Consider the following 11,797-nt stretch of genomic DNA (forward strand, 5'->3'; position numbering starts at 1 on the left):
GAGATAGGATGAGGAGGCAGCAAATGGACGTTAAAGATATAGTCTGGGTATCGAGTACAGAGAGTGAGCCTTGGGTGTCCCGAAGCGTGGAAAGTGCAGCAGCAGAAGGCGCGGCGGATCTGGCGTTCACCGGAGAAATCCATCAGAACATTGAAGGGTTCGGCGGCTGCTTCAACGAGCTTGGATTCGAGGCGCTGAACCTGCTGGCTGCAGAAGACAGAAGCGCTGTGCTGCACTCGCTTTTCCATCCGGCAGGGGATCATAAGTTCAGCATTTGCCGGCTGCCGATCGGGGCGAGTGACTATGCGCTTGAATGGTACAGCCTGAATGAAACCGACGGCGATTACGCCATGGAGCATTTCTCGATCGAACGGGACCGTAAGTATCTGATTCCGTACATCCGGGAGGCGCTGAAGCTGAATCCGGAGCTGAAATTATTCGCCTCGCCCTGGAGTCCGCCCACCTGGATGAAGTTCCCCCGGGCTTATAATTACGGCACGCTGCGCTGGGAGAAGGAGATTCTGGAGGCGTATGCTTTATACTTTGTGAAGTTTGTACAGGCGTATGCCGGGGAAGGCATCACCATCCATCAGGTTCATGTGCAGAATGAAGTCGTAGCGGATCAGAAATTCCCTTCGTGCGTATGGACCGGTGAGCAATTGCGTGAATTCATCCGTGACTATCTGGGACCGGCTTTTGAACAGCATGGCCTGGATACAGAGATTTGGCTGGGTACGATTAATGCGCCGGAGCCATGGGATGAGTGGATGAAGCAGAAGGATAGCGGATTCGATGCCTATGCGCACACGGTGTTAAGCGATCCTGAAGCATACAAATATGTACAAGGCGTTGGCTACCAGTGGGCGGGCAAATATGGCATTCAGCGTACGGTGCAGGCTTATCCTGAACTGCGCTACATGCAGACGGAGAATGAGTGCGGGGATGGGGAGAACACCTGGTTTTATGCTAAATATGTGTTTAACCTGTATCAGCATTACTTCACCAATGGCGTGAACGCCTATATCTACTGGAACATGGTGCTTCAGCCGAAAGGGCGCAGTACCTGGGGATGGGAGCAAAATTCCATGATTACTGTAGATCCGGATGAACCGAAGGCCGTGCATAATCCCGAGTTCTACGTCATGAAGCATTTCGCTCATTTCATTGGCCCCGGCTCCCGCAGAATCGGACTGAAGGGCAGATGGACAGGCAATGCACTGGCATTCGGGACGCCGGAAGGCAGACGGGTGCTGGTGATCGCGAATCCGTTCAAGGAAGCAAGAAAGATTCTTTTGGCTAACGATGAGACGCATTATAAGCTGATGCTGGATGCGGAATCTTTTAATACCATTATTCTGTAAATTAGACTAACATGACTCCATCCGCCGTCATTTCAAAGCAGCTGACGGCGGATACCCCTTCATGCTTTTGAACACATTGCTGAAGTACGCCACATCATGATACCCGCAGTGCTCCGCCACCTCAGACACATTGAACCCGCCCGCAGACAGAATCATCTCGGCATTATTGACCCTGACCCTGTTCAGGAATTCTTTGCAGGTGGAGCCGGTATTCTGTTTGAACAGCTTACCCAGGTAGACGGGATTCAGTCCGATCCACTCCGCCAGAGCTTTAATCGTAACCTCCTCCGCATAGTGATCCATGATATAAGCCATGACTTTATGGATTCTCGGATCAAGCAGCGGCGTTTCCTGATGATGGGTAATATTAAGCAGGCGGTAGACAATCAGCTGGAAGATGGCCCGGGCCTTCATTCTATAAAAAGGCTGGCCGCCCATCCAGTTATGCGAGAACTCCCTGATATCATCGAGGATTTCCTTGGTCATCCGGTGCTTGGTTACGGTCTCAAACGGCAGGTGTACATGATTATCCGCCCCCGTCCAGAAGAAGTTGAACGCAAAGGAATGCATGGGTGCCTCGGCAAAGGTATGGGCTTCCCTTACACTGCCGGAAGGGACATAGAGCATATCTCCGGCTTCTACAGAGAATTTCTCCCCGTTAATGAAGTAATCCGCTTTGCCTTCCACGATGAACGACAGATCATGGAAATCTATGGTGCTTCTGATAATCTCCCAGTCGGCAAAGGATCTGCGGTCCACAAACAGAAAGACATCCGGCACAAGGTGCTCGTATTTGTGGATGTCCATGACGATCCTCCCTCCTTGCAGCTGAAGCGCTGATAAACACCAACCTATCTTACCATCTTTATAAGCTGAACTTAAGAGTGATGTAAGCCGGATGCTTAAGATCACTCTATTTAGAGCGTGATCTTCTCCATTCTCATCGGCCCGAGTGTGACAATTGCTTCATTGAAATGAAATTCGTATACGTCAAACATCGGACCCATTTTTTCCAGCGTGCTTTCAAAGGCCGGATTGTTTTTCGTGAAGCCGGTTTTCAAATCATATACGGTATGCCCGCTTTTCTTAACGATAGCATCCGTCACGCGCACCAGCCTGCCTGCGGGTTCGGGGAGGGTTGTGAAGGCAACTTTATCGTTGGAAGCAAACTCTTCGGTTTTGGGGGACTGCTTAATAGTGGAGACATACACAATGCCCTTCTCCTGATCGTAGAAGTGGCTCATCACTCTCACGTTCGGTTTATTATCCATTGAGGTGGCTAGGGCCAGGTGTGCGCTGACCTCCATAATTTCTTTGAAGCCTTGTACATATTCCATGTTCATTCTCCTCTGTTAATGTATTGAACCGCGGGTTAGCGGCCTAAGCTGATAGTAGCATACGGAATTATGACAGCAGTCTGTCATGGTTGTTGTGGTAGAATGAAAAAAGGTGATCACATTGAAAATAGACCGGTTAATCTCCATAATCATGATTTTGCTGGAACGCGATAAAGTGAGTGCCTCCAAGTTAGCAGAGATGTTCGAGGTTACGCCCCGTACCATCTTCAGGGATATTGATTCGATCAATCAGGCGGGAATTCCGATTGTTACCTACCCGGGGGTACGCGGCGGCATAGGCATTATGGAGCAATATAAGGTGGAGAAAAGATTATTTACCGTTTCGGATATTACCGCCCTGTTAACGGGTCTCGGGAGTATCCATTCAACGATGTCGAGTGAGGAAATCCTGAATGCGATGGCCAAGGTGAAAGGGCTGATTCCCGAGGAGCAGGTGCGGGAGATTGAGCTGAAATCGGGTCAGATCGTTATCGATCATGCTCCCTGGCTGGGCAATAAGATTCTGAAGCTGAATCTGAACGACATCAAGACTGCTATGGACAGGTGCAGACTGGTATCGTTCAGCTACAGTAACCAGGAGGGGACGCTGAGCAAACGGCAAGTTGAACCCTACAGGCTGGTGCTGAAGGACTCCAACTGGTATCTGCAGGGGTATTGCATCTCCCGGCGGGACTTTCGTATCTTCAGGTTATCCCGCATCACTGCGCTGGAGGTACTGGAGGAGACCTTTACACCAAGGGAGTTTGATCCCAAGCCGCTGCATCCGCCGGGCCAGCAAGTGATAACCCTTACGCTGCAGATAGACTCCTCATTACGTGATTTGATGCTTGAGCTATGCGGTGAGAAGAATGTAGTGCCCTGCGGGAACCGCCAGTTTACCGTGTACTTTCCATTTACCGAGAATGATTTCGGATATAATATGCTGCTGCGGATGGGGGATAAGTGTGAATGTCTGGGGCCGCCCCATGTGCGGGCGGAGCTGGTGCGGAGGATCAAGGGGCTGCTGGCGGTGTATGAAGGGGAATGATAGATAAGAGATTATCAATTGTACCCTCCGGAATTTCCTGCTATACTTTTCGCATGTAAGTTGATAGGGGGTTACACTGATGGCAACGAATTGCTCATTAGCTAGGAAGTCCTCATGCAGAGCCTGATCTGGGGCGATACTTTGCGTGGGGTGCGGCAGGAAGATCTTGATCGCCCAAACTGATTTTATCGTTTCTAATTAGCAGGCTCTGCACCTTATTGGATTGACCAATATGAATAAGGGGCTGAAGAGCTGTGACTACAACATTTATTAGAAACCATCAATATAATTATATTAAGAAACAATCGGATTTCGTGCTCAAAACACTACGGTCTGTAGCAGATCGCCGTGTCCTGGAGACCGTACGGTACAGTGCTGAGGTGAATGTGACGGAGGCATTTTCTTCGCTGACTACCGAGCAGGAGCAGATGCTGAGGCCTATCTCCACCCTGGAGAAAGCCGAGGATTTCCAGCAGTATATCAGCGGCTTCGAGCCTTATCTGGAGGCATTTCCGCCGATTACACTGAAGCAGATTCAGAAGCTGTTTCCCAAGAATAAGAAGATGAAGCTACCTGATCTTGCATCGTTTGATTTCCGTTATGTAACGTATCTGGCCTGGGCAGACATTGCCACGAATAAGCTGTTCATTGTCTATCCCTACGAAGGACAATTCATCGGTGTAGAGGGCAGAATAATACCGACCCATAAGAAAGGCTACTGCCTGTTCTGCAACCGCCAGCAGGAGCTTGCCTTCCTGACGGTCAAGACCAAGCCTGAGCTTGCTTCAGCCGATAACATTGCTTCTGTGGGGCAATACGTCTGCATAGATAATCATGGATGTAATCAGAGTATCACCAATATAAGCTCGCTGGAGAGGTTCGTGCTCTCGGTGCAGAAATAAGTTTGCCGGAGAAGGCCGCCCTTAGGGCGGCCTTTTGTTTCATATACTCCTCTAAAGTGAAAAAACTGCGTAATTATAGCTACTATTTCAAAGCTTCCGTCCCATCGCTGGTGGTCAAACGGATTCGGGTAAAATGTTGTACGAATTACAACTCGAAGGCAGAAAAATCCGGGTGTCTGGGAGGATTGTTGCAGGAAATACAAGAATAGTTTGTTTAATAGACTGGAAGGAGGGGGAATGCTGCATTTCATACAACAATTTGGGATTAGGAGCGCTGTCGTGCAGGAAATTTTGTATTTCGTGCAGGATTTGTACGTGAGACACACACTTGTATTCACTAATTGGCCATACCGTCCCCTCACATGTGCTCACAGCGCTCAAAGCCCGAACTGCTACGCCCTAGCCTGCTCCACCTCTGCATGAGCCCCTTGCTGTTCTGCGGCACTGCTGCTGATTAAGCCTCTCCGTCCGGTTAAGGTTACCGCCAGAATAGCCGCTCCGGAGGCCAGCAGAATAATGGAGCCCGGAATCCAGTCAAGCAGCACCCCGTAGAGCAGCATGCCCAGCGGAGCGATGGAACCGGCGATACCTTCAACCAGCCCGAATACCCGCCCGCGATACTCTTCTTCTATACTCTGCTGTAAGTACACTTGAATCGGAATATTGATGATCATAATGACGATACCGATAAGCAGGAGTAACGGCAGGAAGAAGATGAAGGTGACGGTCGCGGTGAAATGAAGCAGCAGCGGAAGGGACATGGCGAGGAACAGCAGACCCAGTACGCTCAAGCCGCCAATAATAGGCTTTACGGGATTGTTGCTCTGAGGGAGAACTGTGAGCAGCAACGACATCAGCAGCATTCCTGCCGCTATCGTTGCTTCAAGTACACCATATTGCTTGGAAGACAGCCCCAGAGTCTGCACCCCTACAAAGGGCAGCACAATATTCAGCGCGACGACAAAGAAATTGATCCAGAACACAATGATCAGCAGGGAGCGTATTACGGGACGGCGGATTACATAGGAGAAGCCTTCTTTCAGATTCGTGCGGACCTCAGCAGCGACGCTGCCGAGGCGTTCGCGAAAGCGGAGATTCCCGGTTTCGGCAGTCGCATCTGCAAGCCTGTCTTCAGATAAAGCTTCTGGAACCGGCTTAAACTTCAGCATGCAGCCCATTACGGTCGAAAGGGTGAACCCGGCTGCATTCAGGAGCATGAAGTCTTCAAGGGGGAGGAAGGCGTAGAGCATACCGGCGAGGATCGGGGCCAGCAGGTGACCAACGGATCCGGCAATCTGATTCAGTGACCCGGCACGCTGGATAGAGTCGCTGTCAACGAGCATCATCATGGAAGAGGAGACGGATATACTGTAGAAGGTAGCGCAGATCGACAGAAGGATCAGTGAGATATAAATCGGCAGCAGGGATATTCCTTCGATGGAGACAGCCAGAAAAGACAGAGACATAATCAGGGCGCTTGCAAGGTCGGAGCTGATCAGCAGCTTACGTCGGTTGACCATGTCGGCCACCACCCCGGCGAAAGGCGACAACAGAATGCTGGGCAACATGCCGCACAGCAGGGTAACCGCAAAGCTGCTTCCGGATCCGGTTAGCTTGAGGACGTAGAGACCTACAACAAAGGTATACATACTGGAGCCTAGAACAGAAGCCAGCTTGCCTGTGAAGAAGAGGAAGATGTTCCGGTTAGTCGCTGCCGAAACCGGCGTTGCTTGAGACATGATAGCACTCCTTTTTTTGGAAGTTAAATTAAATTAAACTTATTGTAATATCATTAGGTTTAGAATGCAATGGAAAAGTTTAATTTTATTTAACTTTACAAAGGCTCAAGCTTTTCCTTACCCTACAGGTAGGCTATACTGGAAGAAAAGCAACCAAAGAAAGTTGGCACAGCAGATGACGACTAAACTGACCATCGGCGACAAAGTCAAACAAATGCGTAAAGCCAAGGGCCTTACGCAGACTGACCTGGCCGGAGAACATATGACCAAAAGCATGCTCAGCCAAATAGAGAACGGACGGGCGTTGCCTTCGATGAATACGCTGCAATTCCTTGCAGGGCGTCTGGGCACAGATGCGGGTTATTTCCTGGAGGGCGAGCACGAAGCGGAGCTGGGCCCGCTGGTCCGTAAGATCGAGCAGCAGTACAAGGCGAAGCAGTATAAGGAGATTGTCGCGGAAATTCAGCCGCTGATGAAGGACACGCTTCCGATGGCAGTGGATGCCGCACGGCTGATGGAGTTTTATGTGGGCTCCTGTTACCACACCGGAACAGAGGGCGGAGAAGAAGGTATTGAACGGGCCGTTGAAATCTATGAGCGTTTCGGTTTATTTGTAGAGCGTGCCAAGATTCAGTATTTGGCTTATGCTTTAATGTTTGCCAAGAGCAGATACCAGGATGGCCTGGAGCTGATTCGCCGTGTCCGTAAGGAATATGTGAACAATAAGGTGGGCAACGATTTTTTATTTGAGATCGATCTTTATTATGCGGAAAGTGTTACGTTGTCTGCACTGGCAGATTACTCCGGCAGCCGGGAAGCTGCCTTGGCGGCACTTAAGCTGTCGCACGAAGAAGGAGTCTACTCATTGTCTGATCATCTGTACCGTCTACTTTCCCATCTGGCCCTGCTTCACAATGATCTTGAGCAGGCAGAGGCATACTTAAGCAAGGCAAAGCTGTTCGCACAGTTCACAGAAGCTGCGGAGTCACTGGAGCTGGTGCACCTTGGCGAAATTAGACTGGCTCTTGCGAAGCGGAATTACGGGGAAGTACTGATACTCGCGGACCATTACCCGGCGAAAGACAGCCAGTTCATGCCTTTTGTCCATATGATGACAGGGACTGCGCTCTACCATCTGGAGAGGGATGAAGAGGCACTGGCGGACTTGTCCAAAGTAGTCTTGAACGACCAGGTCTATCATCCGCTTGACCGGGTCGACCTGCTCACTGCCTATGCATACAAAGCGAAGATATTCGCGAAGCAAGGCCTGATGGAGGAAGCCCGCCATGAGGTAGAGCTTGCCTATGATCAGGTGAAGGATTATCCGCCTTCCGAATATGCGGACTTAATTAGACAGACCTACCATGAGCTGTATAATGCCCAGTAAAAAACCAACCGTGCAGCTTCCCGCACGGTTGGTTTTGCTTGTGAACTATTGGTTGGACTTTAATTCTTTAGCAAAAAGAAGGAGTAGCGGAGGGGATTTTGGAACTGTAGGAGCGTCAGCGTCCGCCTTTGTTACCGGATTTCCACCGCAAGTAGCGGTCTAAATCAAGAAATCTGGGAACAACAGCGGCCGGAAGTCCAAAATCCCCGCAGCAGCGACACTTTCTTTTTCTAACAAACTTAAGGTCAAGCAATAATGAACACCCTATTTGGTACTCCACAGCTCCACGCGGTCCTGCACGTATTTGGTGTAGCCTGCTTCCATTTTCTTAACGCCGGCTTTCTCAAGGTCGGCCATGTAGTCATCCCAGATTTTATCAAATTCAGCCGGTTTGGCTAGAATAGCCTGCGGGATGCGTTTCCACGTAATATCTCTCATTTTATTGCCCAGAATGGAGACTTCATCTTCACCGGGGAGGGCAATGTTCCAGGCTGCCCCGTACGCTTTCTCAGCGAACTCCTCCTCTTTAGGGAACAGATCCTTCCAGGTAGTGGCATTGTAAGCTGCCAGCGTTTCTTTCTCGACGTCACTGTAACCGAGCACCAGCTGCTCAGGGAAGTTCTTGGTGTAATAGTTGCCGGTAGAATCCTTGGCCCCGTCGCCATAGTGGACCATCATATTCCAGTAGAAGCCGATGCCGGTCTCCTTCGTGAAGGCCGTGTTATCATTGTTAATGCGGTCCTGCACTTCGGCAGGGACAACGCGTTTGCCGTTCTCTACTACATAATGTTTGCCCTCAATGCCCCAGTTGTTCAGGATCTGTCCTTCATCGGAAGCCAGGTAATCCAGGAACTTAATCGTCCGGACCGGATCGGGATTAGTGGTCGAGATGGAGATTCCGTAGCCGCCCATGAAGCCGGTAGGCCAGAAGCTGGTTTCTTTGTATTCACTGGTCAAGGTCACAGGATAATGGCCGTAGGTCTGATCGAATTTACCGGCAGTCTTCAGAGCCTGCTGCGCGTCATTGTAGTCCCAATCCTGGTCAATCAGGCCAAGCACACGTCCAGTGGCCACCTTCGCTTTGTACTGGTCGTATTTCTGCACGAAGCTTTCTTTATCCAGCAGGCCAATGTCATTCATATGGTTCAGCCAGCGGAAATATTCTTTCTCTTCGGGACGGCGGAAGTGGTAGATCGCTTCATGGGTCTCCTGATCGATGAAATATTCCCCGTCATCGGAACCGCCGGTAGTCGCCACTGCAGGATTGGTTACGGAAATGTACATATGCCAGTCATCTGCGTTCAGCGATACGCCGATATTCTTGTTGCCGTTCTCATCTGTAGGGTGTTTCTCCAGGTAGGCCTTGATTACATTTTCATAATCCTGGACCGTCTTGATCTCCGGATATCCGGCTTCCTTCAGCACCCTGTGCTGCAGCTCGAAGCCCCCGCCGGCGACGAATTTCTTCTCATTCACAGCAGCCCAGGTAGGGATGGCATAGATGGACTGGTCTTCGTTCGTGTATTTAGCCCGGGCCAGATTGTCTCCAAGCACCCGCTTGATATTGGGCGCGTACTTGTCGATCAGTTCGGTCAGGTCAATGACAGCGCCGGCATCCACCAGCTTGCCGATATCCGCTTTGGCCGAGATAATGTCGGGATATTCCCCGCCGGCAGCAATCAGCGCAATCTTCTGCTGCGGATCGCCTACGGCGAATTCGGCATCGAGAGTGACGCCTGTTTTCTCCGTAAGGACGGTACTGACTTCATCCTTCATATTATTCCAGTTCGGATTGGGATCTTCCGCGAAGAAGGAAAGTGTCAATGGACTTAAATCTTCGGCTGCTGCCGTAGCTTCTGCTGTGGCCGCCGCATTAGTGCTATTGGCAGCTTTAGTACCGGTATTCCCTGCCGTATTCTTGCTGTTATTATTGCCCCCGCCGCAGCCGGCCAGTACACTGAGCAGCAAGGTCAAGACCATTAGCGCCACATACGGTTTCGCTGTCTTTCTTGTCATGAATAGAAACCCTCCCTTTGTCTGGTGAGAACATATTGTATACACAGGCGCCAGCCTGATGATACCGGTGAGCGGACTAGCTTTTGACCGAGCCCAGCGTCATGCCTTTGACGAAGTAGCGCTGCAGGAACGGATAAACAATCAGAATAGGTACGGTGACAACAATCGTGATTGCCATTTTGACCGATTCCGGGGAGATCTGCGCCATCACTTCGGTCATATTCCGGCCACGGAAGTTATCCGCATTGGTGGTGGTGCTCTGAATGACCTTCATCAGCTCAAACTGCAGCGTCGTCAGTGCGTCATTCGAGCCGTTATACAGGTAGGTGTCAATCCAGGCATTCCACTGGCCGACAGCCAGGAAGAGGGCGATGGTCGCCAGCGCAGGTTTGGTCAGCGGCAGAATCACCCGCCAGTAGATGGTGAAGTCATTGGCCCCGTCCAGCTTGGCGGATTCCTGCAGGGCGTAAGGCAGGCCGTCGATGAAGGAGCGGATGACGAATACGTTAAATGCACTGACCAGGCCGGGCAGGACATACACGCCGAAGGTGCCCATCATATGCAGATTCTTGATCAGAATATAGAAGGGAATCAGACCACCGGATACGTACATCGTCAGCGCCAGAAAGGTGGAGACGAACCTGCGGCCCTGAAAGTCCGCACGGCTTAGGGTGAAGGCCAGCATCGAGGCGCTAATCAGTCCGAGCAGGGTTCCGATAAGGGTACGCAGGACAGAAATCTTGAATCCGGTAATGAGACCGGAGAAGGCGAAGATCGTCTCATAGTTCTTGAAGGTGAACATCCGGGGGTAGACCGTAATCCCGCCCTTGATGCTATCCGTGGAATCATTGAATGAAATCGCCAGCACATTGAGAAAAGGGTACAGTGTGGCCACAGTCACCACCGTAATCGCAATATAGACAACCAAATCGAAGATGCGGTCCGACCAGGACGCGGCGGCCAGTTTTTTGATCAGCATAAGGGCCTCCTAAATGATGCTTTCCTTGGTTATTTTTTTGAAGATACCATTGGCCGTAAACAGCAGAATCACACTGACCACCGAGTTGAAAATATTAATGGCCGTCCCGAAGGAGAACCTTCCCATACCGAGCCCGTAGTTCAGCGCATATAGATCCAGTGTCTGCGAATAGTCGCGTACCAGATTGTTGCCGAGCAGGAATTGCTTCTCGAACCCGATGCTGATGAGATGGCCGATGGAAATGATCAGCAGGATGACGATCGTCGCCCGGATGCCAGGCAGTGTAATGTTCCGCACCTGCTGCAGCCGGCTTGCCCCGTCCACTCTGGCGGCTTCATACAGCTCCGGACCGATCCCCGAGATCGCGGCGAGATAGATGATTGTGTTCCAGCCCGTTTCCTTCCAGACATCAGAGGCGGTAACGATTCCCCAGAACAGATTGCCTTTGGCCATGAACTGGACCGGTTCACTAATAATATGGAGACTCAGCAGCAGGTCATTGACTGCGCCGTTGTCGGTGGAGAGCATCTTGGTAATGATCCCGGCGGCTACCACCCAGGACACAAAGTGGGGCAGATATGATACTGTCTGGACGAACCGTTTCAGCACCTGCAGTCTGACCTCATTCAGGAGAATGGCGAACAGGATAGGAATGATGAATCCGGCCAGCAGCCCCATGAGGCTCATCGCCAGAGTGTTGCGCAGGGCATTGAAGAATTGCTCATCCTGGAAGAGCTCCCTGAAATACTGCAGGCCGACCCATTTTTGCTCAAAAAAAGATTTGCCCGGCTTGTACTTCTGGAAAGCCATCATCCATCCCCATAACGGCAGATAGCTGAAGACAAAGGCCCACAGGACAAAGGGAACCGCCATCATATAGAGATATTTCTGCTGCCGGAATTTGGCCCAGAAGCGTGAAGCGGGTTTCTTGAGCTCCGGCTTCATTGCGGGGGTAATCGCTTTCATTTATGTCCCTCCTTCGATATGGCTTTATCATAATCTTCCGGGAAACGGGGAAACACCCGAAG

At 50.9% G+C, this 11,797-nt stretch carries 10 protein-coding genes; 4 read left to right on the plus strand and 6 right to left on the minus strand.

Annotated features, from left to right (window positions below; all coding sequences use genetic code 11):
* Positions 1 to 23 precede the first annotated feature (23 nt).
* Positions 24 to 1,361 carry a glycosyl hydrolase gene (locus MHI42_RS31110; protein WP_342421688.1) on the plus strand — a complete coding sequence of 446 codons (1,338 nt, stop codon included), beginning with the start codon at positions 24 to 26 and terminating at the stop codon, positions 1,359 to 1,361.
* 27 nt (positions 1,362 to 1,388) lie between these two features.
* Here the strand turns inward: MHI42_RS31110 and MHI42_RS31115 are convergent, their stop codons facing one another.
* Positions 1,389 to 2,168, minus strand: coding sequence for a helix-turn-helix domain-containing protein (locus MHI42_RS31115; RefSeq protein WP_342421689.1), 780 nt, complete (start codon positions 2,166 to 2,168; stop codon positions 1,389 to 1,391).
* Between the two features lie 110 nt (positions 2,169 to 2,278).
* Positions 2,279 to 2,698, minus strand: coding sequence for a pyridoxamine 5'-phosphate oxidase family protein (locus MHI42_RS31120; RefSeq protein ID WP_342421690.1), 420 nt, complete (start codon positions 2,696 to 2,698; stop codon positions 2,279 to 2,281).
* A 112-nt stretch (positions 2,699 to 2,810) separates the two neighbouring features.
* Between MHI42_RS31120 and MHI42_RS31125 the strand changes: the two genes are divergently transcribed.
* Together MHI42_RS31125 and MHI42_RS31130 are read left to right on the plus strand one after the other, a co-directional pair.
* Positions 2,811 to 3,746, plus strand: coding sequence for a YafY family protein (locus MHI42_RS31125; protein WP_342421691.1), 936 nt, complete (start codon positions 2,811 to 2,813; stop codon positions 3,744 to 3,746).
* Positions 3,747 to 4,000: 254 nt separating this feature from the next.
* Positions 4,001 to 4,648 carry a FusB/FusC family EF-G-binding protein gene (locus tag MHI42_RS31130; protein WP_342421692.1) on the plus strand — a complete coding sequence of 216 codons (648 nt, stop codon included), beginning with the start codon at positions 4,001 to 4,003 and terminating at the stop codon, positions 4,646 to 4,648.
* Between the two features lie 392 nt (positions 4,649 to 5,040).
* On the opposite strand, the gene MHI42_RS31135 is transcribed toward MHI42_RS31130, so the two are convergent.
* Positions 5,041 to 6,387: an MFS transporter gene (locus MHI42_RS31135; RefSeq protein ID WP_342421693.1), complete on the minus strand. Its 1,347-nt coding sequence runs from the start codon at positions 6,385 to 6,387 to the stop codon at positions 5,041 to 5,043.
* Positions 6,388 to 6,562: 175 nt separating this feature from the next.
* Here MHI42_RS31135 and MHI42_RS31140 point away from each other — a divergent pair, with 175 nt between their 5' ends.
* Positions 6,563 to 7,774: a helix-turn-helix transcriptional regulator gene (locus MHI42_RS31140; protein ID WP_342421694.1), complete on the plus strand. Its 1,212-nt coding sequence runs from the start codon at positions 6,563 to 6,565 to the stop codon at positions 7,772 to 7,774.
* Positions 7,775 to 8,038: 264 nt separating this feature from the next.
* Here MHI42_RS31140 and MHI42_RS31145 read toward each other — a convergent pair whose 3' ends face one another.
* The 3 genes from MHI42_RS31145 to MHI42_RS31155 all read right to left on the minus strand — a co-directional run bounded on the left by MHI42_RS31145 (position 8,039) and on the right by MHI42_RS31155 (position 11,735).
* Complete coding sequence (locus tag MHI42_RS31145) at positions 8,039 to 9,790, minus strand: ABC transporter substrate-binding protein (protein WP_342421695.1); 1,752 nt, start codon at positions 9,788 to 9,790, stop codon at positions 8,039 to 8,041.
* 76 nt (positions 9,791 to 9,866) lie between these two features.
* Positions 9,867 to 10,769 carry a carbohydrate ABC transporter permease gene (locus tag MHI42_RS31150; protein ID WP_039306448.1) on the minus strand — a complete coding sequence of 301 codons (903 nt, stop codon included), beginning with the start codon at positions 10,767 to 10,769 and terminating at the stop codon, positions 9,867 to 9,869.
* A 9-nt stretch (positions 10,770 to 10,778) separates the two neighbouring features.
* Positions 10,779 to 11,735 carry an ABC transporter permease subunit gene (locus MHI42_RS31155; RefSeq protein ID WP_039306445.1) on the minus strand — a complete coding sequence of 319 codons (957 nt, stop codon included), beginning with the start codon at positions 11,733 to 11,735 and terminating at the stop codon, positions 10,779 to 10,781.
* Positions 11,736 to 11,797: the final 62 nt, after the last annotated feature.

It is taken from the genome of Paenibacillus sp. FSL E2-0178 (assembly GCF_038593005.1).
Taxonomy (GTDB): domain Bacteria; phylum Bacillota; class Bacilli; order Paenibacillales; family Paenibacillaceae; genus Paenibacillus_AQ; species Paenibacillus_AQ phytohabitans.

Excerpts from the sequence above, each read along its gene's own strand:
- MHI42_RS31115 (WP_342421689.1), bottom strand. The coding sequence starts at position 2,168 with ATGGACATCCACAAATACGAGCACCTTGTGCCGGATGTCTTTCTGTTT.
- MHI42_RS31145 (WP_342421695.1), bottom strand. The coding sequence starts at position 9,790 with ATGACAAGAAAGACAGCGAAACCGTATGTGGCGCTAATGGTCTTGACC.
- MHI42_RS31140 (WP_342421694.1), top strand. The coding sequence starts at position 6,563 with ATGACGACTAAACTGACCATCGGCGACAAAGTCAAACAAATGCGTAAA.
- MHI42_RS31120 (WP_342421690.1), bottom strand. The coding sequence starts at position 2,698 with ATGGAATATGTACAAGGCTTCAAAGAAATTATGGAGGTCAGCGCACAC.
- MHI42_RS31150 (WP_039306448.1), bottom strand. The coding sequence starts at position 10,769 with ATGCTGATCAAAAAACTGGCCGCCGCGTCCTGGTCGGACCGCATCTTC.
- MHI42_RS31110 (WP_342421688.1), top strand. The coding sequence starts at position 24 with ATGGACGTTAAAGATATAGTCTGGGTATCGAGTACAGAGAGTGAGCCT.
- MHI42_RS31135 (WP_342421693.1), bottom strand. The coding sequence starts at position 6,387 with ATGTCTCAAGCAACGCCGGTTTCGGCAGCGACTAACCGGAACATCTTC.
- MHI42_RS31155 (WP_039306445.1), bottom strand. The coding sequence starts at position 11,735 with ATGAAAGCGATTACCCCCGCAATGAAGCCGGAGCTCAAGAAACCCGCT.